The 22479-nt window shown below is 71.3% G+C and carries 15 protein-coding genes and 1 pseudogene; 5 read left to right on the forward strand and 11 right to left on the reverse strand.

The window, feature by feature from the left end:
- The first annotated feature begins 84 nt into the window (after positions 1–84).
- Positions 85–816, forward strand: a complete 732-nt coding sequence (locus ACWFR4_RS15745; protein ID WP_453457294.1) for an MBL fold metallo-hydrolase — start codon at positions 85–87, stop codon at positions 814–816.
- Between the two features lie 35 nt (positions 817–851).
- Positions 852–1745, forward strand: coding sequence for a DUF3097 domain-containing protein (locus ACWFR4_RS15750; RefSeq protein ID WP_453652884.1), 894 nt, complete (start codon positions 852–854; stop codon positions 1743–1745).
- Between the two features lie 31 nt (positions 1746–1776).
- On the opposite strand, the gene hemW is transcribed toward ACWFR4_RS15750, so the two are convergent.
- Positions 1777–3009 carry a radical SAM family heme chaperone HemW gene (gene hemW / locus ACWFR4_RS15755; protein WP_453652886.1) on the reverse strand — a complete coding sequence of 411 codons (1233 nt, stop codon included), beginning with the start codon at positions 3007–3009 and terminating at the stop codon, positions 1777–1779.
- Between the two features lie 56 nt (positions 3010–3065).
- Entirely contained in the window at positions 3066–5018 is a 1953-nt protein-coding gene (locus ACWFR4_RS15760; protein WP_453457299.1) for a SpoIIE family protein phosphatase, read from the reverse strand.
- A gap of 180 nt (positions 5019–5198) precedes the next feature.
- Here ACWFR4_RS15760 and ACWFR4_RS15765 point away from each other — a divergent pair.
- A pseudogene (locus ACWFR4_RS15765) lies at positions 5199–5953 on the forward strand (HAMP domain-containing protein); the annotation flags it as partial.
- 189 nt (positions 5954–6142) lie between these two features.
- Here the strand turns inward: ACWFR4_RS15765 and ACWFR4_RS15770 are convergent.
- Positions 6143–8032 carry an AMP-dependent synthetase/ligase gene (locus tag ACWFR4_RS15770; RefSeq protein WP_453457302.1) on the reverse strand — a complete coding sequence of 630 codons (1890 nt, stop codon included), beginning with the start codon at positions 8030–8032 and terminating at the stop codon, positions 6143–6145.
- A gap of 263 nt (positions 8033–8295) precedes the next feature.
- A complete protein-coding gene (gene lepA, locus ACWFR4_RS15775; RefSeq protein WP_453652888.1) occupies positions 8296–10155 on the reverse strand; it encodes a translation elongation factor 4 in 1860 nt (619 codons plus the stop codon).
- A gap of 220 nt (positions 10156–10375) precedes the next feature.
- On the opposite strand from lepA, the gene rpsT reads away from it, so the two are divergent.
- Complete coding sequence (rpsT, locus tag ACWFR4_RS15780; protein ID WP_100594244.1) at positions 10376–10642, forward strand: 30S ribosomal protein S20; 267 nt, start codon at positions 10376–10378, stop codon at positions 10640–10642.
- 240 nt (positions 10643–10882) lie between these two features.
- Here the strand turns inward: rpsT and holA are convergent, their stop codons facing one another.
- On the reverse strand, positions 10883–11869 hold the full coding sequence (gene holA, locus ACWFR4_RS15785; RefSeq protein WP_453457308.1) for a DNA polymerase III subunit delta: 987 nt from the start codon (positions 11867–11869) through the stop codon (positions 10883–10885).
- A gap of 57 nt (positions 11870–11926) precedes the next feature.
- On the opposite strand from holA, the gene ACWFR4_RS15790 reads away from it, so the two are divergent.
- Positions 11927–12172 carry a hypothetical protein gene (locus ACWFR4_RS15790; RefSeq protein WP_453457310.1) on the forward strand — a complete coding sequence of 82 codons (246 nt, stop codon included), beginning with the start codon at positions 11927–11929 and terminating at the stop codon, positions 12170–12172.
- Between the two features lie 47 nt (positions 12173–12219).
- Here ACWFR4_RS15790 and ACWFR4_RS15795 read toward each other — a convergent pair whose 3' ends face one another.
- The 6 genes from ACWFR4_RS15795 to leuS form a co-directional block, all read right to left on the reverse strand.
- Positions 12220–13101: a YceI family protein gene (locus tag ACWFR4_RS15795; protein WP_453457313.1), complete on the reverse strand. Its 882-nt coding sequence runs from the start codon at positions 13099–13101 to the stop codon at positions 12220–12222.
- Positions 13102–13323: 222 nt separating this feature from the next.
- Positions 13324–15996 carry a ComEC/Rec2 family competence protein gene (locus ACWFR4_RS15800; protein WP_453652890.1) on the reverse strand — a complete coding sequence of 891 codons (2673 nt, stop codon included), beginning with the start codon at positions 15994–15996 and terminating at the stop codon, positions 13324–13326.
- Entirely contained in the window at positions 15993–16955 is a 963-nt protein-coding gene (locus ACWFR4_RS15805; protein ID WP_453652892.1) for a helix-hairpin-helix domain-containing protein, read from the reverse strand. The genes ACWFR4_RS15800 and ACWFR4_RS15805 overlap by 4 nt, the downstream gene beginning before the upstream one ends.
- Before the next feature lie 529 nt (positions 16956–17484).
- Positions 17485–18330: a DegV family protein gene (locus ACWFR4_RS15810; RefSeq protein ID WP_266564329.1), complete on the reverse strand. Its 846-nt coding sequence runs from the start codon at positions 18328–18330 to the stop codon at positions 17485–17487.
- Between the two features lie 63 nt (positions 18331–18393).
- The gene (locus ACWFR4_RS15815) at positions 18394–19140 is read right to left on the reverse strand and encodes a hypothetical protein (RefSeq protein ID WP_453652894.1); all 747 of its coding nucleotides are present in this window, start codon (positions 19138–19140) and stop codon (positions 18394–18396) included.
- Between the two features lie 174 nt (positions 19141–19314).
- Positions 19315–22209, reverse strand: coding sequence for a leucine--tRNA ligase (gene leuS, locus ACWFR4_RS15820; protein WP_453457323.1), 2895 nt, complete (start codon positions 22207–22209; stop codon positions 19315–19317).
- Between the last annotated feature and the right edge of the window lie 270 nt (positions 22210–22479).

Raw genomic sequence — 22479 nt, forward strand, 5'->3', positions numbered from 1 at the left:
CTCGGTGCGGCCGAGTGCCAATGGTCTCCGGGTCAGTGTACGGCCGGTGGGTACGGGCCCGGCAAGGGCGCTAGCGTCGGACCCGTGGACGACCTGGACTGGAATGCGGTGGGCTGGGAGGAGCTGTCCGCTCGGGCAGGGCGGGTCCGGCTGCCGGGCTGGGACTGCACGACGGGCCTTGTGGTGGGCGACGGGGCGGCGTTGCTCGTCGACACGGGTTCATCACTTCGTGAGGGTGCGGCGCTGCGGGCGGACACCCGGCGCCTCATCGGCCCGCAGGCACGCGTGACGCATATCGCGCTGACCCACCCCCATTTCGACCACGTTCTCGGCACGGCCGCGTTCGCCGGTGTCGAGGTGTACGGCGCCGCGGGCATCGACACGGTGCTCACGCGGGGCCGTGACGAGCTGCGGGCGTCCGCGGTGGCGCACGGCGTGCCGCACGAGCAGGCGGCCGAGGCCGCTGACGTGCTCGTCGTGCCGCATCACCGGGTGTGCGGGGAGTGGACGCTCGATCTGGGCAACGGGCTCCAGGCGCTGCTCGCGAACGTGGGCCCGGCGCACAGCGGGCACGACCTGGCGATCCTGGTGCCGGGCACGCCCGAGGTCGTCTTCTGCGGCGATCTGGTCGAGGAGTCGGGCGAGCCGCAGGCGGGCCGTGACGCGGTGCCGAGCCGCTGGCCGGCCGCCCTGGACCGGCTGCTGGAACTGGGCGGTGAAGATGCCGTGTACGTCCCCGGGCACGGAGCCGCGGTGAATGCGGAGTTTGTCCGTGCGCAGCGTGCCGCGCTGGCGGCGCGTTTCGGCGTGTCGTAACCGTACGGCCGTTCGCACTTCCTATCGTCTGCAGAATGCTCCCACCCGTCTCCCGCCACCGCCCTTCCAACGAAGGCCCTTCGGGCCCGCAACGCCGCCTGTACTCCCCCGACTTCACCCCGCCGTGGAAGAAGCAGCAGGCCGCCCCCGAGGTGGCGGCGGACGTGGATCTCGTGGTCGAGGAGGTCACGACCGGGTTCTGCGGGGCCGTCGTCCGCTGCGAGAAGACGGCCCAGGGCCCGACGGTGACCCTGGAGGACCGCTTCGGCAAACACCGGGTGTTCCCCATGGACCCGCGCGGCTTCCTGCTCGAAGGCCGGGTCGTCACCCTCGTACGTCCGGTGTCCGCCGCGCCCGTACGTCCCGCGCGCACGGCCTCCGGGTCGGTCGCGGTGCCCGGGGCGCGGGCGCGGGTCGCGCGGGCCGGGCGCATCTATGTGGAGGGCCGGCACGACGCGGAGCTGGTGGAGCGGGTCTGGGGCGACGACCTGCGCATCGAGGGCGTGGTCGTGGAGTACCTGGAGGGCGTCGACGACCTGCCCGCGATCGTCGCCGAATTCGCCCCGGGGCCCGACGCGCGGCTCGGTGTCCTCGTCGACCATCTGGTGCCCGGCTCGAAGGAGTCACGCATCGCGGCGCAGGTCACCGGCGAGCACGCGCTGGTCGTCGGCCACCCCTACATCGACGTGTGGGAGGCCGTGAAGCCATCGGCCGTGGGCATCCGGGCGTGGCCCCGGGTGCCGCGCGGCCAGTACTGGAAAACGGGCGTGTGCCGGGCGCTCGGCTGGCCGGAGAACACCGGCGCAGCCTGGCAGCACATCCTGTCGCGGGTGCACAGCTACCGCGACCTGGAGCCCGAACTCCTGGGCAGGGTCGAGGAGTTGATCGATTTCGTGACGCTGCCCGCGGACCTCTCCCAGGAGCGTTAGGGGCCCGCCCCGGGACTGTCGGGGGCCCGCCTCAGTCGACGAGGTCGCGGACGACCGCGTCGGCGAGGAGGCGGCCACGCAGGGTGAGGACGGCGCGCCCGGACTCGTACGGGGCCGCTTCGAGCAGGCCGTCGGACAGTGCCCGGCCGGCGGCGGCGCGGCCCGCCGGCTTCAGGAGCGACAGCGGGCAGCCCTCGAGGAGGCGCAGCTCCAGCAGGATCCGCTCGACGCGCCGGTCCTCGTCCGACAGGAGCTCGCGCCCCGCGCCGGGCGAGCGCCCCTCCGCGAGGCGCCCGGCGTAGGCGCCCGGGTGCTTCACGTTCCACCAGCGCACCCCGCCGACGTGGCTGTGCGCTCCGGGGCCCGCGCCCCACCAGTCGGCACCGCGCCAGTACAGCTCGTTGTGCAGGCAGCGCCCGGCGTCGGTGGTGGCCCAGTTCGACACCTCGTACCAGTCGAAGCCCGCCCCGCCGAGGACCTCGTCCGCGATCAGGTAGCGGTCCGCGTGGACGTCGTCGTCCGTCATCGGGACCTCGCCGCGGCGGATGCGCCGGGCGAGCTGGGTGCCCTCCTCGACGATCAGCGCGTACGCCGACACATGGTCCGGCCCGGCGCCGATGGCCGCCTCCAGCGAGGCCCGCCAGTCGTCGTCGCTCTCGCCGGGGGTGCCGTAGATCAGGTCGAGGTTGACGTGGTCGAAGCCGGCGGCGCGCGCCTCGGCGACGCAGGCCTCGGGGCGGCCGGGGGTGTGGGTGCGGTCGAGGATCTTCAGGACGTGCTGCTTGGCGCTCTGCATGCCGAAGGAGATCCGGTTGAAGCCGCCCTCGCGGAGGGTCTCCAGGTAGGCGGGGCCGACGGACTCGGGGTTGGCCTCCGTCGTCACCTCGGCGTCGGGCGCGAGCCCGAACTCGTCGCGGATCGCCCCGAGCATCCGTACGAGGTCGTCTGCCGCGAGGAGCGTCGGGGTGCCGCCGCCGACGAAGACGGTGCGCACCTGGCGCGGGTCGTCGCCGAGGACCTTGCGGGCGAGGCGCACCTCGTCGACGAGGGTGTCCGCGTAGTTGTCGCGGGAGGCGAGCACACCGCCGGAGCCACGCAGCTCGGTCGCGGTGTACGTGTTGAAGTCGCAGTAGCCGCAGCGCGTGGCGCAGTACGGGACGTGCAGATAGAACCCGAGGGGCTGGTCCGCCGCCCCGGCCAGGGCAGAGGCGGGCAGCGCGCCGTCGTCGGGGACGGGCTCGCCGTCGGGGAGTGCGGAAGGCATGGACCTATTGTCCCGCAGCCGTGAGGTTGTCCCGCCGGTCGCTGCTCGGGGGGGGGTCAGCGGGCCTGGAGGACCAGCAGGGCGAGGTCGTCGTCCGGCGGGCTCTCGGAGAACTCGTGGACCAGGCGTCTGATCCGCTCGGCGAGCAGGGGTGCGGTGAGGCCCGTGCAGCCGGCGAGGGCGTGGGAGAGGCCGTCGCCGTCGTCGAACTGGCGGTGTCCGTCCCGGCGCTCCGTCACCCCGTCCGTGACGCACAGGAGGGTGTCGCCGTCGTGGAGTACGAGGCTCTCGCTGGTGTAGCCGGGGTCGTCGACGACGCCGAGGAGCACCTGGGGCTCGGCGGCGGACACGACCAGGCCGTCGGGCCGCAACAGGAGGGGCAGCGGGTGTCCGGCGGAGGCCAGGGTGCAGCGCATCCCGTCCTCGGTGGGCACCAGCTCCCCGTAGAGCAGGGAGAGGAAGCGGGGCGCGCCCTCGGGTGTGAGGCCCTGGCCGCCCGCGGCGGCGAGCGCGCGGGCGGCGGCGTCGGCCGCCTCCGTGGCGTCGTCGAGGAGGAGCCGGTTGAGGCGGTCGAGGACCTCGGCGACCTGGTACCCCTCGCGGGCGAGCAGCCGCAGCCAGGGCCGGGCGAGGCCGATGACGACGGCCGCCTCCGGGCCCTTGCCCTGTACGTCGCCGAGCGCGAAGCACCAGCGGCCGTCACCGGCGGGGAACACGTCGTAGAAGTCGCCGCCCGGGCCTCCCGCGTCGCGCGGCTCGTAGACGAGCGCGGACTCGATGCCGGGGATCTGGGCGACGGCGGAGGGCAGCAGTCCGCGCTGGAGGATGCGGCTGATGGTGGCCTGGCGGGCGTAGCGGCGGGCGGCGCTGACGGCGAGGGCGACGCGACGGGCGAAGTCCTCGACGAGGCCGGTGACCTCGTCGGGGAAGCGGGTCAGGCCGGCCCGTCCGATGAGGAGGGTGCCCACCGCGCGGCCGCCCGCGCCGAGGCGGTAGGCGAGCGCGGCGCCGGCCGGGTCGCCGCCGAGGGACTCGAAGGGCCACGACACGGGGACGGCCGCGCTGCGCGCCGCGTCGGTGGGCTGCGGCGGGTCCTTCTCCAGGATCTTGCGGAGCTCCTCCATGCGGTTCTCGCTGGTGTGCCAGACGCGGGCGAGGCGGGGCGTGGCGAGGGCGCCGGTGCCGCGGCCCGCCCGGTCGGCGGCGCCCCGGTCCGGCCTGCCGTCCTCGTCGTCGAGCCAGACGGCGCACCAGTCGGCGAGGCGCGGCACCAGCATCTGTCCGGCGAGTGAGGCGACCTGGTCCTCGTCGAGCTGTCCGGCCAGCAGGTCGGATGCCTCGGCGAGGAAGGAGAGCGCGCCGCGGTTGACCCAGTCCTGGTCGTGCGGGAAGCGGCGCGGCGTGGGAGCCAGCATGTCGGCGGCGCGCAGCCCGCGCTGAAAGGTTCTTGCACCGGGGTACGCCTCGGGGTCACCGCCCCGCGGCTCGGCGCCGTCGACGGGGAGGCGGGCCCAGACGGTCTTGGTGCCGGGCTCGTACGTGATCCCCCAGGCGTCGGAGAGGGAGGCCACGATGCGCAGGCCGCGCCCGCACTCGGGGGTGTCGGGGCCCATGTCGGTGCGGTCGCTGCGGACGGCGCGGGCCGGGTGGTGGTCGGAGACCTCGATGACGAGGGCGGCGGGCGCGCACCCGCCGTCCAGGTCGTCGGGGTGGCCGGTTTCGAGACGGCACAGCAGCTCGACATTGGTGCCCGCGTGGACGACGGCGTTCGTGACGAGTTCGCTGAGTACGACCACGGCGTCGTCGGTGAGCCGGTCGCCGCCGCCGGCCCTGGCGGTCAGGCCGAGCCCGGCCCAGTCGGCGAGAGCGCCCCGTACGAAGCGGCGGGCGGCCGCGGGGGCCAGCGGGTTTCCGGGCAGCGAGGTCCGCACGGCGGCCGGTGCTCCCGGGGGACGGGAGGGCTCGTCGGTGGCGTAGGCGGTCTCCCGTTGCAGCGGAATGGACCCCACGGTGCGGCTCCTGAGCAGTTCGGGCGAAGACGCCTCGGACGACACGGACAGAGTGACAGACCGGCCCCGCCCATAAGCACCGAGTTACCGAAGTGGGCCACCATGAGCGAGAACAGTGCTACGCGTGCTGCGGATCCGGGCCGGATCGAGGCCACCGAACTGCGTGCGCCGCTCGCCGCGATGACGTCGGCGCGGGACGACTTCACCAAGGCCCCGGAGACCGGGCAGGGCCTGGCGGCCGAACTCGGCGCGATGTTCAACCAGATCATGGACCGCAGCCGGCACTACAACGCCGAACTGACGCGTGTGCGGCGGTAGATCGTGCGGCACGGGCGGCTCGTCGAGCGGGTCGAGGCGAGCCCGGGGCAGGGCTCGTGGGCGTCGCGGGTGAACGTCGTGAACACGATCATCGGCGCTCTGGTGGCACCGGCGGCGAACGCGACGCGGGTCCTGGACTCTGTGGACGGCGGCGACCTCACGCAGCGGGTCGACCTGCACGACGGGAACGTCAGCTCCGGGGGGGCCTGCGCCGCCTCGGCCGCGCCGTGAACAAAATGGTCGACCAACTCTCCCTGTTCACGGGTGAGGTGACGCGGGTGGCGCGCGAAGTCGGCGTCAAGGGCCGGATCGGCGGATGCGCCAAGGCTCAGGGCCTGTCGGGGAGTTGACGGGACGTGACCGAGGCGGTCAGCGCGATGGCGTCCCGCCTGACCGCGCAGGTGCGGGACATCGCGCTGGTGACGACGGCGGTGGCGCGGGGCGATCCGACCCGTACGGTCACGATCGAGGCGACCGGCGAGCTCCTCGATCCGAAGCTGACCGTGAACACGATGGTCGACCAGCGGTCCGCCTTCGCCGACGAGGTCACGCGCGTGGCCCGCGAGGCGGGCCCGGAAGGCCGGCTGGGCGGCCAGGCGCGCGCCGAGGGCGTCTCGGTGGCCCCATCTCCGGCACCCCAAGATGCGCCGCGGCCGCACACCGTAGTGGCGGACCGCGACGCATCCCTCAAACGGTGACGCGGGGCGTCACTTCTCGCGTGAACCCGCGTACATCTCGTCGGTCAGGTGCCCGGCTGCATCCACGCGGGGGCCGACCCCCGCACCCCCAGCCGCACAACCGCCGCCCTACGCCTCGCGCGAGCCCGCGTACATCTCGTCGATCAGGTGCCCGTACTCGCGCTCGACGACCGGCCGCTTCAGCTTCAGGCTCGGGGTCAGCTCGCCGTGCTCGATGTCGAGGTCGCGCGGCAGGAGCTTGAACTTCTTGACGGTCTGCCACTTCTGGAGGCCCTGGTTGAGCTCCTTGACGTAGCCCTCGACCAGTTCGACCGTGACGGGGGCCGCGACCACATCGGCGTACGACTTGCCCTCCAGCCCGTTGCCCTTGGCCCACTCCAGGATGGACGGCTCGTCGAGGGCGATGAGCGCCGTGCAGAAGTTCCGGTCGGCGCCGTGCACCAGGATGTTCGAGACGTACGGGCACACGGCCTTGAACTGGCCCTCGACCTCGGCGGGCGCGATGTACTTGCCGCCCGAGGTCTTGATCAGGTCCTTCTTGCGGTCGGTGATCTTGAGGTAGCCGTCGGGCGACAGCTCACCGATGTCGCCGGTGTGGAACCAGCCGTCGGACTCCAGGACCTCGGTCGTCTTCTCGGGCAGCCCGTGGTAGCCCTGCATGACGCCGGGGCCGCGCAGCAGGATCTCGCCGTCGTCCGCGATCCGCACCTCCGTGCCGGGCAGCGGCTTGCCGACCGTGCCGGTGCGGTACGCCTCGCCGGGGTTGACGAAGGACGCGGCGGAGGTCTCCGTGAGGCCGTAGCCCTCCAGGATGTGCACACCCGCGCCGGCGAAGAAGTAGCCGATCTCGGGGGCGAGCGCGGCGGAGCCGGAGACGCAGGCGCGCAGCCGGCCGCCGAACGCCTCACGCAGCTTGGAGTAGACGAGCGCGTCGGCGACCTTGTGCTTGGCGCCGAGCCCGAACGGCACCGAGGCCGAACCGGTCCTGCGGAAGTTGTCCTGGCTGGTCTTCGCGTACTCGCGCGCGACCTCGGCCGCCCACTGGAAGATCTTGTACTTGGCGCCGCCGCCCGCCCGCGCCTTGGCCGCGACCCCGTTGTAGACCTTCTCGAAGATGCGCGGCACCGCGGCCATGTAGGTCGGCTGCACGACGGGCAGGTTCTCGATGATCTTGTCTACGCGGCCGTCGACGGCGGTGACGTGCCCGACCTCGATCTGCCCGGAGGTCAGGACCTTGCCGAAGACGTGCGCGAGGGGCAGCCACAGGTACTGCACGTCGTCCGGGCCGACCAGGCCGGTCGCGGCGATGGCCTTCGCCATGTACGACCAGTTGTCCTGCGGGAGGCGCACACCCTTGGGACGGCCGGTGGTGCCGGAGGTGTAGATGAGCGTCGCGAGCTGGTCCGCGGTGATCGCGCCGACCTTCTCCTTGATCAGATGCGGGTGCTTCTCCAGGTACGCGGCGCCACGCTTCTCCAGGTCGGCGAGCGTGAGCAGCCAGCCCTCGGGGTCCGCGGCGTCCGGCTCGACCCCGGCTTCGTCGATGACGACGACATGGGCGAGGTCCGGCAGCTCGGCCCGGCGGTCGCGGGCCTTGGCCAGCTGCGCCGCGTCCTCGGCGATCAGGACCTTGCTGTCCGAGTCCGCGAGGATGAACGCCGACTCCTCGGCGTTGGTCTGCGGGTACACGGTGGTCGTCGCGGCACCCGCGCACAGGATGCCGAGGTCGGCCAGGATCCACTCGACCCGAGTGGAGGAGGCGAGCGCGACCCGCTCCTCCGGCTCCACACCCAGCTCGATCAGGCCGGCCGCGATCGCGTAGACCCGCGTCGAGGCCTGCGCCCAGCTCAGCGACTTCCACTCCTCAGGGCCCTCACCGGAGGCCGATGGCACCGGGTAGCGGTAGGCCTCGGTATCCGGCGTGGCCGCCACGCGCTCCAGGAAGAGGGCCGCCACGGACGGCGGACGGTTCTCGATCAGGGTCTGTGTGTCGCTCACGACGTCCTCCGGGGGCCCGCGGCAGCGCGGCGAAACTGGGCGCGGCTGGCTGTTGGCGGCTGTTGTTTAACTGGCGAGTAACTACCGAGCAGTGATCAGAGTAGAGCGCGGTCGCCCGGTGCGTAAGGGGCCGCAGCCTGTCACTTCTTGTCGACAGCCGCTGTACACACGGCCCCCACAAAAGGCCCGCACAACAATGCCGGGAAATCAAGAGGCCCGCCGCACTGACGCGCGACGGGCCCCGGACAGCTGTGACGACCGGCCTACTTCTTCTTCGTGCCGCTGTCGTCGCTGGAGAGCACGGCGATGAAGGCTTCCTGCGGCACCTCGACGGAGCCGACCATCTTCATGCGCTTCTTGCCCTCCTTCTGCTTCTCGAGCAGCTTGCGCTTACGGGAGATGTCACCGCCGTAGCACTTGGCGAGGACGTCCTTGCGGATCGCGCGGATCGTCTCGCGGGCGATGACCCGGGAACCGATGGCGGCCTGGATCGGCACCTCGAAGGCCTGCCGCGGGATGAGCTCGCGCAGCTTGGCGACCAGCCGCACGCCGTACGCGTACGCCGCGTCCTTGTGCGTGACCGCGGAGAAGGCGTCGACCTTGTCGCCGTGCAGCAGGATGTCGACCTTGACCAGGCTGGAGTCCTGCTCGCCGGTGGGCTCGTAGTCCAGGGACGCATAGCCGCGCGTCTTGGACTTCAGCTGGTCGAAGAAGTCGAAGACGATCTCCGCGAGCGGCAGCGTGTAGCGGATCTCGACGCGGTCCTCGGAGAGGTAGTCCATGCCGAGCAGCGTGCCGCGACGGGTCTGGCAGAGCTCCATGATCGAGCCGATGAACTCGCTGGGGGCGAGGATCGTGGCGCGCACCACGGGCTCGAAGACCTTGTCGATCTTGCCTTCGGGGAACTCGCTCGGGTTGGTGACCGTGTGCTCGCTGCCGTCCTCCATGGCCACGCGGTAGACCACGTTGGGCGCGGTGGCGATGAGGTCGAGCCCGAACTCGCGTTCCAGGCGCTCACGGATCACGTCGAGGTGGAGCAGGCCGAGGAAGCCGACGCGGAAGCCGAAGCCGAGGGCGGCCGAGGTCTCCGGCTCGTAGACGAGCGCGGCGTCGTTGAGCTGCAGCTTGTCGAGGGCCTCGCGCAGGTCCGGGTACTCCGAGCCGTCCAGCGGATAGAGACCCGAGAAGACCATCGGCTTCGGGTCCTTGTAGCCGCCGAGGGCCACGGTGGCGCCGTTGTGCAGGGAGGTGATCGTGTCACCGACCTTGGACTGACGGACGTCCTTCACGCCGGTGATGATGTAGCCCACCTCGCCGACGCCGATGCCGTCGGCCGGGGTCATCTCCGGCGAGGAGACACCGATCTCGAGCAGCTCGTGCGTGGCGCCGGTGGACATCATCCGGATGCGCTCGCGCTTGTTGAGCTGGCCGTCGACGACTCGTACGTAGGTGACGACGCCGCGGTAGGAGTCATAGACCGAGTCGAAGATCATCGCGCGGGCGGGTGCGTCGGCGACACCGACCGGGGCCGGGATCTCGGCGACGACCTTGTCGAGCAGCGCCTCGACGCCCATACCGGTCTTCGCGGAGACCTTGAGCACGTCGTCCGGGTCGCAGCCGATGAGGTTCGCGAGCTCCTCGGAGAACTTCTCGGGCTGGGCGGCCGGCAGGTCGATCTTGTTGAGAACCGGGATGATCTTGAGGTCGTTCTCCATCGCCAGATAGAGGTTGGCGAGAGTCTGCGCCTCGATGCCCTGGGCCGCGTCGACGAGCAGGACCGTGCCCTCACATGCCGCGAGGGACCGTGAGACCTCGTACGTGAAGTCCACGTGCCCCGGGGTGTCGATCATGTTGAGGATGTGAGTGTCGCCCGGGTCCTCGCTCGGGGCCCAGGGCAGACGCACCGCCTGGGACTTGATCGTGATGCCGCGCTCGCGCTCGATGTCCATCCGGTCGAGGTACTGAGCACGCATCTGCCGCTGATCGACCACACCGGTCAGCTGGAGCATCCGGTCGGCGAGCGTGGACTTGCCGTGGTCGATGTGCGCGATGATGCAGAAATTGCGGATCAGAGCCGGGGCGGTACGGCTCGGCTCGGGCACATTGTTAGGGGTCGCGGGCACGCAGGGTCCTGTCTCTTGAGGCGCCTGTCGCCTCGGGTCGGATCGATACGTAGATTCCATGGTCCCACGGACGCGGGACTGCGCCCGGTTTGGGCCGCTCGGAGCACGGCTGGTAACGTGGACAGCTGTGTCTCTTGCCCTCTCGGCACGAGGCACCTCAAGAGAAATCACCGGCATGTGGGTGTGAGCCCGCGTGCCTGAACCTGAAAAGGCTCATTTCGTGGCGAACATCAAGTCCCAGATCAAGCGGATCAAGACCAACGAGAAGGCTCGTCAGCGCAACAAGGCTGTCAAGTCCTCCCTGAAGACCGCGATCCGCAAGGCCCGCGAGGCCGTTGCCGCGGGCGACACCCAGAAGGCCGAGGAGCTCACGCGCGAGGCTTCGCGCAAGCTCGACAAGGCCGTTTCCAAGGGCGTCATCCACAAGAACCAGGCCGCCAACAAGAAGTCGGCGCTTGCTTCCAAGGCTTCTTCCCTCAAGGGCTGAGTACCCACTCCCTCACGGGACGGGCACTCCTTTGATGTGATCGCCGGACGGACCCGAGCGGGCCCTCTCTCTCCGCTCCCGGCCGGCACCCCGGATCTGCACGCGACTGCGTTCGCCACGCGGGTGCGGATCCATCGAGCTTGAACCTGAGACCCCGCACAGCCGTCCTTCCCCAGGACGGCCGGGCGGGGTTTTTGGCGTTCGGACGGATACGTGTCCCAGGACCCGTGATCGGATGGCTCAGCCGCGGCGGGAGCGGGCGGCCCTTGCGATGGTGACCACGGCCTTCTCCAGGGCGTACTCGGGATCGTCCCCGCCGCCCTTGACGCCCGCGTCGGCCTCGGCGACGGCTCGCAGCGCGACGGCCACGCCGTCCGGTGTCCAGCCCCGCATCTGCTGACGCACCCGGTCGATCTTCCACGGCGGCATCCCCAGCTCTCGGGCGAGATCAGCGGGCCGGCCGCCGCGTGCCGACGACAGCTTGCCGATGGCGCGGACCCCCTGGGCGAGCGCGCTGGTGATCAGCACCGGCGCCACCCCCGTCGACAACGACCACCGCAGCGCCTCGAGCGCCTCCGCGGCACGGCCCTCGACGGCCCGGTCGGCGACGGTGAAGCTGGAGGCCTCCGCCCGGCCCGTGTAGTACCGCGCGACGACCGCCTCGTCGATCGTGCCCTCGACGTCCGCGCTGAGCTGCGTCACGGCGGACGCCAGCTCCCGAAGGTCACTGCCGATCGAGTCGACCAGGGCCTGGCACGCCTCCGGCGTCGCGGAACGGCCGATCGCCCGGAACTCGCTGCGCACGAACGCCAGCCGGTCCGCCGGCTTGGTCATCTTGGGGCAGGCGACCTCGCGGGCCCCCGCCTTGCGGGCCGCGTCGAGCAGCCCCTTGCCCTTGGCGCCGCCTGCGTGCAGCAGCACCAGCGTGATCTCCTCGGCGGGAGCCGCGAGGTAGCCCTTCACGTCCTTGATCGTGTCGGCCGAAAGATCCTGCGCATTGCGTACGACCACGACCTTGCGCTCGGCGAAGAGCGACGGGCTGGTCAGCTCGGCGAGCGTGCCCGGCTGAAGCTGGTCGGACGTGAGGTCACGCACATCGGTGTCCGCGTCGGCGGCGCGGGCGGCCGCCACCACCTGCTGCACGGCGCGGTCGAGCAGCAGGTCCTCCTGCCCCACGGCGAGGGTGACAGGGGCGAGCACGTCGTCTGTTGCAGTCTTCCTGGCCATCGCGGTCAAGCATCCCACGCGGCACTGACAACCCCCGCCGTGCCCGAGAATGGGCGGGTGACCGATGCACGACATGTACTGGTGCTGCCCGACCGCGACGCCGCGGAGGAGGTGGCCGAGGAGCTTCCCGACCGGTTCGGCGTCACCGAGGAGCCCCAGCTCGTACGGGACGCTCTGGCCGGTGAGGACGACGCCGAGGACGCCCAGTGGCTCGTGGTGATCGAGGACCCCACCGGCCGCCTCGACGCCGCCTCACTCGGCGAATTCGCCGCGGAGCACGAGGGCTGGCTCGAAGCGCCTTAGCCACGGCGGCCATGACCGGGGCCGCGAGGGCCGGGGCTGCTGGGGCGTCAGGTCTTGGGGACGATCTGGATGTCGAGCTCGATCGTCACGCTGGAGCCGATCGCCGCGATCCCGCGGGCCAGCATCGTCTGCCAGTTGACCGTGAAGTCGTCGCGGTGCAGCTCCGTGGTGGCGCGGCAGGCCGCACGGGCCTCCCCCTCCATGCCGTTGCCCAGACCCAGGTACTCCGCGTCGAGCGTGACCGTGCGCGTCACACCGTGCAGGGAGAGAGCGCCGGTGATCGCCCAGCGGCTGCCGCCCTTGTGCACGAACCGCTCGCTGTAGAACTCGAGCGTCGGGAATTGGTCCACGTCGAGGAAGTCGGCCGACCTGAGGTGGTCGTCGCGCATCTTCACGTTCGTATCGATGGACGACGCGTCGATGACCACGTGCATCGCGGACTGCTCGACCCGCTCGGCGATGCGCAGCGCGCCCGCGAACGTGTTGAACCGGCCATGGATCCTGGCCAGTCCGATGTGCCGCGCCGTGAACCCGACCGACGAGTGCATCGGCTCGATCTCCCAGTCCCCGGCGTCGGGCAGGGCGGGCGGCTGGGCGACCTGGAGCATGACGTCACCGAGAGAGGAGTGCGTGCTGTCGCCGACCGAGGCGCTCCCCCGGTACGGCGTGTAGCCCTCCGCCGTGACCGCGAGCCGGTAGTCACCGGCGGGCACGGCCGCGACGAACGAGCCGAACGGGTCGGCCCCGCCACTCACGACCGTGCGCCCCGTGGCGTCGCTCACCGCGAACTCGGCGCCGCGCACGGGCTCGTTGACGGGGTCGAGCACCCGGCAGCTGACGAACCCCGCGCCGGGCGGCACGCTCACCCCCACGAGCGGACTTGTTCGTTGAGCCCGGTTCGTACGGTTTCCCAGCCAGCGGCCGAACATGTGCGAGACACCCCAGTGAAGCTTGACACCACCATCAACGAAGATGCATTCGACCACCGTTGTGGAATTCGAGGCAACACGGGCCCACATCGCGGGAATGCCAGGGACTGTTACCCCCTGTACAGAGATGCCTGAATTAGCCATTCCGCTTACTGTTTCGCCAACCCAGAGGCATTTCTACCAGCCGGTAACACTGCGTTCGACTCGGATGCGTGGCACCCGTCACGACCCGCCCGCCACCACACCGAGCCCCGCGCCTTCCCGCTCCCGCTCTCCCTCCCCGGAACGGACCGACCCGGATCCGTCCTGCCCGGATCTGGCCTTCCCGGATCCGCCCTGCCCGGACCCGGTGACCGCCAACGCCCCGTCCCGGTCCGTCCGGAGGACCGCCGCTCCCCCGGCCCGCAACTCCGCGACCGTACGCGCCGACGGATGCCCGTATGGGTTGTTCTCACCGCAAGAGATCAGGGCGAGCCGGGGCGCGACCCGACGCAGGAGTACCGGATCCTGGTAGGCCGAGCCGTGGTGGGCGACCTTGAGAACGTCCACGGGTGGCAGCGCCGCCGCTGCGGGGGATCTCAACAGGGCGCGCTGCGCCGGTGGTTCGAGGTCGCCCATGAGCAACAGGGTGAGGCCCGCGGTGCGGACCAGCAGCGTGACGCTCGAGTCGTTCGGACCGTCCGGGTCGGGGGCGGGTCGCGGCGGCGGCCACAGCACCTGCCATGCGAGCCGGCCCGTCCGCCGCTGCTCCCCCGCGGCGGCCCGGGTCATCGTGATGTGCCGCGCCTCCGCCAACCTCCTGACAAAACTCACCTGTTCAGGCGGCTCGTCGAACCCCGTCGTCTCGATCGCCCCCACCTCACGCCCACGCAGCACCCCGGGCAGACCTGCGACGTGATCCGCGTGGAAGTGGGTCAGCAGGACGAGCGGTACCCGGGTGATCCCGAGCGAGCGCAGACAGCGGTCGACCAGCACCGGATCCGGCCCCGCGTCGACCACCACCCCGGCCCCCGCACCCGCCGCGAGCACCAGCGCGTCCCCCTGCCCCACATCGCACATCACCATCCGCCACCCCGGCGGGGGCCACCCCGTGATCACCCGGGTCAGGGGCCTCGGCTGCAGGACCACGAGAACCAGGAGCAGCACACATATCCCCATGACCCACGGAGACTTGAGCACCTGGCGGCCCACGAGAACCACGCCCAGAGTGACCACGGCGAGCAGCAGCCCGCCCCTCGGGCCACCGGGCCAGTCCACGCCCCCGCCGGGCAGTGCGGCCCCCGCGCGTGCGATGTCCGCGATCCATCCGGCGGGCCAGCTCGCGCACCAGGCAAAGGCCTTCGCGACCGGCATCGCCAGCGGCGCGGCGGCCAGCGCGGCGAACCCCAGCACCGTCGCCGGCGCGACCGCGAACTCCGCGAGCAGATTGCAGGGCACCGCCACCAGGCTCACCCGTGACGCGATGACCGCGACGACCGGCGCACACATTGCCTGCGCCGCCCCGGCCGCGGCGAGGGCCTCCGCCAGGCGCGGCGGACACCTGCGCCGTCGCAGTGCCGCACTCCAGCGCGGGGCCAGGGTCAGCAGCGCACCGGTGGCCAGGACGGACAGCAGGAACCCGTAGCTCCGGGCCAGCCAGGGGTCGTACAGCACCAGCAGCAGTACGACCGTGGCCAAGGCCGGGATCAGGGACCTGCGTCGCCCGGTGCCGATGGCGAGCAGTGCGACGGACCCGCAGGCCGCCGCCCTGAGCACGCTCGGCTCCGGTCTGCACACGATCACGAAGCCGAGGGTGAGCGCGCCGCCGAGCACAGCGGTTGTCCGAAGCGGGATCCCCAGCCTCGGCGCGAGGCCACGGCGCTCGGACCGGTGCGCGGTGCCGGGCGGGCCGATGAGCAGAGCGAGCAGGATCGTGAAGTTCGCCCCGCTGACCGCCGTCAGGTGCAGCAGGTCAGTGGCCTCGAACGCCTCGTGCAGCTCGGGCGGGACACGTGAGGTGTCCCCGACGACAAGCCCGGGAAGCAACGCGCGCGCATCCCCCGGGAGCCCCTCGGTCGCCTCCCGCAGCCCGCCTCTCAGCTTCCCCGCGAACCGCTGAGCCGTGGAGGGCGCTCCGATAACCCGTGGGCTCTCGTCCCGCCCGACGCGGAGCAGGGCCGCGACCCGACCTCCGCCGGCCGACGCGGGTGCCAGCCCTCCGTGCACGACCAGCCGTGTGCTGGGCAGGAGCGACAGCCACGGCGTCCTCCCCGCGGCGGCGCGATCCACGTCTGCGAGGACCAGAACCGGTGTACGCACCCGCGTCCCGGCATCGTCCGAGGACATGCCCTGCGCGGCGTCGCCGACTCTCAGCACATCGGCGGCGATGACGACGGAGGAAGGAGCCGGGTGGTCCCCCTTCACGCGGGGGCGCGTCAGCCGCGGGTCGGCCGTCACCTCCAACTCGACTGTCACCCGGGCGAATTGCCGGGCAAGCCCGGGAACAGGCCCACGCGTCAGATCCGCGCCGTGCAAGGCGGCCGAGGCCGCGGACGCGGCAACGCACAGCAGCACGGCGGCCACGGACATGCGAGGCCAGAGCGAGAACACTCTGCGGGGAGGGCGGGGTGGCGGTGACCGTAATCGCGGAGGCGGTGGCTGTAGTGGCGAACGTGGCGGCTCCGTCCTCCCTGACCGCCCCCGCGTCGCCCCTCCCAGAAGCAACACTCCGGCCACCGCCGCGCAGGTCAGCGCCAGAGCCGTCACCCAGACGGCCGGAGCGTCCAGGGTCACCGCTGCCGTGGCCCACGCCGCGAGTGCCAGAGGGACGAGACGGAGGTCTGCCGGACCCTCCTGCCGAGGGTTCGAGTCACCCAAGGAGGAGTGCGAGGCCGAGGCAACTCCCGTGCTCCTCATGGCCGTACGAGATTCTGGAGGTCGGAGAAACGCCGGTCGCCGATGCCGTTGACCTCGCGCAGCTCGTCGACGGAACGGAATCCCCCGTGTTCGGTGCGGTAGTCGATGATGTGCTGGGCCAGCACGGGTCCCACGCCCGGCAATGTGTCGAGTTGCTCTGCGGTAGCGGTGTTGAGACCGATCGGCCCCGCAGCCGCGGCCCCGCTTCCGGCTCCTGTCCCGGCAGAACCCGCCGAACCCGCAGAACCCCCCGAGCCGATCCCTCCCGGCGCCGCCGGTGCGCCCACGACCACCTGCTCACCGTCCGCCAGCAGTCGTGCCCGGTTGATTCCCGTGGGGTCCACGCCCGGGCGGATCCCTCCGGCGGCGCGCAACGCGTCGGCGACCCTGGATCCGGCCGGCAGCCGATGGATCCCGGGACTCCGCACCTTCCCACTGACGTCCACGACGATCCCCGCCCCCGACGGCCCGGCCGCCCCATCCGTTCCGCCCGCAGCCGAGGCCCCGGCCGGGGCGGGTGCCGACGGCCCGGTGTCCGGTTCCTGACCGGCGACGGACGAACCCGCCGCTTCCTCGGGCGTCGCCGATCGGACCACCTCGGGCACGCTCACCGGCTGAGCCCGTCCGGTCCAGAAGTGGTGCACGGCGAAGCCCGCCGCCGCGACCAGGACCACGACCAGAGCGATCACGCTCCGCCGCTCCAGCCCGCACCGCGTCTGCATCCACAGCGGCAGCCGCTCCCGCACGGCAAGCCCAGCCCGCTCCCGCCACGAGGCCGTTCCCCTCTCCGTCTCGCCCGCCGGACCGTCCCACTCCTCCCTGAACTCCCCCGGCACCGCACCCACCCCGACCCCGCCCTCGTCGGCGTCGGCGTCGGCGTCGGCGTCGGCGTCGGCCCGAGCCCACCGAGGAGGACGTGAAGAGACCGTCCCGGCCCACGGTGGAAGAGGCGGACGCACCGGCGGCACCCACTCGGCCGGATCAGGCGGACTCAGCACACCCTGCGGACCGGACGGACCGGGCGGACCGGGCGGACCGGGCGGACCGGGCGAGAGACTCGGCGCACCAGGCAAACCCGGTGATCCCGGCGGCCCACCCCGCCCCTCGGCGAATAACGCCTCCGCCCGCAACCTCAACGCCTCGGCCGACGCCTGCCGATAGCGCCGTCGCACCCGCCTACGCCGCTGCCACGTCCCCGACGCCGCCCCGGCGCCGGACGCCACCCCCGACGTCACATCCCCCGCGGCCGCGTCAAGCGGCTCTGAACGTACCGATGTCTCTGAACGCACCGATGTCCCTGAAAGTGCTGATCCAAGTGCCATGCCACGAACGCTAGGCACTCCGCCGAAACCGCGGTGATCTTGCTCAATTTCCGGGGACAACCCGGCAGTTGTGGATAACTCCGTCACCCACAAGCGCAGCCCAACTCACGGACCACGTCCCCAGGCTCAGAGCACCGCACTTCACCTCACTGCACCGCACCGCACCTCACCGAGGCGAAACAACCGCCCCCAGCAACCCAGGCCCCGTGTGCGCCCCGATCACCGCGCCGACCTCGCTGACATGAAGGTCCATGAGCCCCGGCACCCGCTCCCGCAGCCGGTCCGCGAACGTCGCCGCCCTGTCCGGCGCGGCGAGGTGGTGCACCGCGATGTCGACCTCGCTCGTTCCCGCGCGCTCGGCGACGATCTCCTGGAGCCGGGCGATCGCCTTCGACGACGTGCGCACTTTTTCCAGCAGTTCGATACGACCGCCTTCGAGCTGCAACAGCGGTTTCACGGCGAGCGCCGAGCCGAGCAGGGCCTGGGCGGCGCCGATACGGCCACCGCGACGGAGGTAGTCCAGGGTGTCGACGTAGAAATACGCGGACGTGGCGGCGGCCCGCTTCTCCGCCGCGGTCACGGCCTCGTCGACCGTGCCACCGCCGTGGGCCACCTCGGCGGCGGTGAGCGCACAGAAACCGAGGGCCATCGCGACCATGCCGGTGTCCACGACTCTGACCGGCACCGGCGCCTCGCGCGCGGCGAGTACCGCGGCGTCGTAGGTGCCGGAGAGTTCGGACGACAGATGGAGCGAGACGACGCTGGTGGCACCCTCTTCGGCCAGCTTGCGATAAGTGGCGGCGAAGATCTCGGGGCTGGGCCGGGACGTGGTCACCGGCCGGCGCTTCTGCAGGGCTTCGGCGAGTGAGCGGGTGGAGATCTCGGCGCCCTCTTCGAGGGCCCGGTCACCAAGGACCACGGTCAGGGGGACCGCGATGATGCCGTGGCGCTCCATCGTCCGCTGCGGCAGGTAGGCCGTTGAATCCGTGACGATCGCGACATGGCGGGACATGAGCTGGAGATTACCTGCCCGGGCCGGTGGACGGCAGCCCGGCCCCGGTGACCCGGTCACACGTCAAGTCGTGCTCTCCGGGCGGGCCTTCTTCTGCCAAGGATAGGCCGGGCGCGGGTCGGTGGGCGAGAGCGCGGGCCGGTCGGGCTCCTCGGCCCGTCCCCCCTGCGGAGTCCCTGGCCAGGTCTGATGCGCGGCAGGGCTCTCCGGGGCCGATGCCTCGGGCCACGAGGGCGATGTCTGCGCGGGCTCGGGCGACGGTTCGGTCGTCCAGTGCCGCAGCGCGCCCGCCTCGATGTCGATCTGGGAGCTCAGGGAATCCAGGTCGTCGTCGGCGATCCGGTGGGCGCGGTCCCTGGCCGCCCGGCGCAGGGAGTCGGCCGAGGCGGTGATCTGCTCCGTCCGCTTGCGCAGATCGGGCAGGAGCTCGGCGAGATGCGCCTTGTCCGGCTCGGACTCAAGACGCTTGAGGTCGTCGTCCAGCTCGTGCCCGTGCACACTGAGCCGGCCGAAGAGGTCCAGCGACTCCTTGAGCGAGGCGTCCTCGGCCACGCGCGCGTGGAGCGCGTCCTGCGTGGACCTCATCGACGTACGCAGCTTGAGCCGCAGTTGCGCGAGCTCGCCGGCCGCGCCCGGCTGCACAAAGGTCCGCGCCTTGAGTGTCGTGTCCTCGACGGACCGGCGGGCCTGCGCCACCGTGCGGTCCACTCCCCGCTTGGCGGCGCCGACGACCTTCACCGCCACGTACGCGCCCAGGGCCAGGAACAGTACGAACATGAGCGCCACGATCGCGATCACGGCCTCTCCCATGACGCTCCTCCCGACAAGGTCGGCGGTCCGTCCGCCTCTTCCACCGTAAACGGAAAAGGCAGGCCGGAGGTTCCAGCGGAACCCCCAACCTGCCCGTAGGGAACAACCCTGATCCGGCTGAACGGAGTGGTCGCCCATCACCGGCCACCGCTCACGCGAGGCCGATGTCACCGCTCACGCGGGAACGATGTTCACCAGCTTCGGCGCCCGCACGATGACCTTGCGGATGCCCGCGCCGTCCAGCGCGGCGACGACGCGCTCGTCGGCCAGGGCCGCCTTCTCCAGCTCCTCGTCGGAGATCGACGGGGACACCTCCAGGCGCGCCTTGACCTTGCCCTTGATCTGCACGACGCAGGTCACGGACTCGTCCACGACGTACGCGGGGTCGGCGACGGGGAAGTCCTGGTGGACGACGGAGTCGGTGTGGCCCAGCTTGCGCCACAGTTCCTCGGCGATGTGCGGGGCCAGCGGCGCGACCAGCAGCACCAGGCGCTCGGCCACGCTGCGTGACAGCGGGCCGCCCACCTTGGTCAGGTGGTTGTTCAGCTCGGTGACCTTGGCGATGGCGGTGTTGAACCGCATGCCCTCCAGGTCCTGGCGGACGCCGTCGATCGCCTTGTGCAGGGCACGCAGCGTGGTCCCGTCGATGGCGGAGTCCTCGGTGTCGACGACGGTGACCTCGCCGCTCGCCTCGTCGACGATGTTGCGCCACAGGCGCTGCAGCAGACGGAACTGGCCCACCACCGCGCGCGTGTCCCACGGCCGCGAGACGTCCAGGGGGCCCATCGCCATCTCGTACAGGCGCAGGGTGTCCGCGCCGTACTCGGCGCAGATCTCGTCCGGCGTGACGGCGTTCTTCAGGGACTTGCCCATCTTGCCCAGCAGACGGGAGACCGTTTCGCCCTCGTAGTAGTACGCGCCGTCGCGCTCCTCGACCTCGGCGGCGGGCACCGCGATGCCGCGGCTGTCGCGGTACACGTAGGCCTGGATCATGCCCTGGTTGTACAGCTTGTGGAACGGCTCGGCCGACGAGACGTGGCCCAGGTCGAACAGCATCTTCGACCAGAAGCGGGCGTACAGCAGGTGCAGGACGGCATGTTCGGCGCCGCCCACGTACAGGTCGACGCCACCGGTCGGCTGACCCTCACGGGGGCCCATCCAGTACTGCTCGATGGCCGGGTCGACCAGCTTCTCGCTGTTGTGCGGGTCCAGGTAGCGCAGCTCGTACCAGCACGAACCCGCCCAGTTGGGCATGGTGTTGGTCTCGCGGCGGTACTTCTTGGGTCCGTCGCCCAGGTCCAGCGTGACGTGGACCCAGTCGCCGTTGCGGGACAGCGGCGTCTCGGGCTGGGTGTCGGCGTCGTCCGGGTCGAACGTGCGGGGGCTGTAGTCGTCGACCTCCGGCAGCTCCAGCGGCAGCATCGACTCGGGCAGCGAGTGGGCGATGCCGTCCTCGTCGTAGACGATCGGGAAGGGCTCGCCCCAGTAGCGCTGGCGGCTGAACAGCCAGTCGCGCAGGCGGAAGTTGACGGTGCCTCGGCCGATGCCGGTGCGCTCCAGCCACTCCGTCATGCGCGCCTTGGCGTCGGTGACGCCCATGCCGTCGATGGAGATCTGGTCGCTCGCGGAGTTGACCAGCCGCGCCTCGTAGGAGGCGAACGCGTCGTCCCACGTGGAGGTGTCGGTGCCGCGGTCGTCCGAGGGCTCCACGACGCAGCGCATCGGCAGCTCGAAGGCGCGCGCGAACGCGAAGTCGCGGGTGTCGTGGGCGGGGACGGCCATGATCGCGCCGGTGCCGTAGCCCATCAGGACGTAGTCGGCGATGAAGACGGGAACCCGCTCGCCGCTGACCGGGTTGGTCGCGTACGCGCCGGTGAAGACGCCGGTCTTGTCCTTGGCCTCGGCCTGGCGCTCGACGTCGGACTTCGAGGCCGCCTGCTTGCGGTAGGCGGCGACGGCCTCGGCGGGCGTCGCGTGGCCGCCCGTCCAGACGTCGTGCGTGCCCTCGGGCCAGGCGGCGGGGACGATCCGGTCCACCAGGTCGTGCTCGGGCGCCAGGACCATGTAGGTGGCGCCGAACAGGGTGTCCTGACGGGTGGTGAAGACGGTGATGGCCTCGTCGCCGACGGGGAAGTCGACGCGGGCGCCCTCGGAGCGGCCGATCCAGTTCCGCTGCTGCAGCTTGATCGCCTCGGGCCAGTCCAGGGCGTCCAGGTCGTCCAGCAGGCGGTCCGCGTAGGCGGTGATGCGCATGTTCCACTGGCGCAGCTTGGCCTTGAAGACGGGGTAGTTGCCGCGCTCGGAGCGGCCGTCGGCCGTGACCTCCTCGTTGGCCAGGACGGTGCCCAGGCCGGGGCACCAGTTGACCGGCGCCTCGGAGGCGTAGGCCAGCCGGTACTCGCTCAGTACGTCGGCCCGCTCGGCGGCGTTCAGCTCGTGCCACGCGCGCGTGGAGTCCGGTACGGCGCGTTCACCGCTCTCGAACTGCGCGATCAGCTGGTCGATCGGACGGGCCTTCTTCGCCTCGTCGTCGTACCAGGAGTTGAAGATCTGGACGAAGATCCACTGGGTCCACTTGTAGTACTCGGGATCGATCGTGGCGAACGACCGGCGCTTGTCGTGGCCCAGGCCCAGCCGGCGCAGCTGGGACTTCATGTTGAGCATGTTGGATTCGGTGGACGTGCGCGGGTGGGTGCCCGTCTGCACGGCGTACTGCTCGGCGGGCAGACCGAAGGCGTCGAAGCCCAGGGTGTGCAGGACGTTGTGCCCGTTCATGCGCTGGAAGCGCGCGAAGACGTCCGTGGCGATGTAGCCCAGCGGGTGGCCGACGTGCAGGCCCGCACCCGAGGGGTACGGGAACATGTCCATGACGAACTTCTTCGGCTTGGCGGCCAGCGCCCTGTCCGCCTCGGTCCCGCCTGCCAGGTCACCGCTCGGGTTCGGCGCCTCGTACGTGCCGTCGGCGTCCCAGAAGTCCTGCCAGCGTGCCTCGATGTCGGCGGCCATCGCCGCCGTGTAGCGGTGCGGCGCGGCCACCTCGGAAGCGGCAGCGGAATTCGTCTCGCTCATGATCCTCAAAGCTCCATCGATCGTCTCTGCTTACGGAACTGACCGCGCTGGCCAAACAAAAATGCCCCTCGCACAGGAGGGGGCGCCGCGCCGATTCCGATCCGCGATTCGTCAGCGGTCGGGACTGATCAGCGCGGCTCACTAAGCAGAAGGCGTACGGCACGCATGGCGTCAGGGTACCGCAGGGCCCACACGGGCCGCGACGGGCTTACCGGGGATGCCTGCGGGACGGCCGCGGAAGGGCCGGAGGAGGCCTTCGGAAGATGCATG

This window comes from Streptomyces sp. NPDC055140 (genome assembly GCF_053607285.1).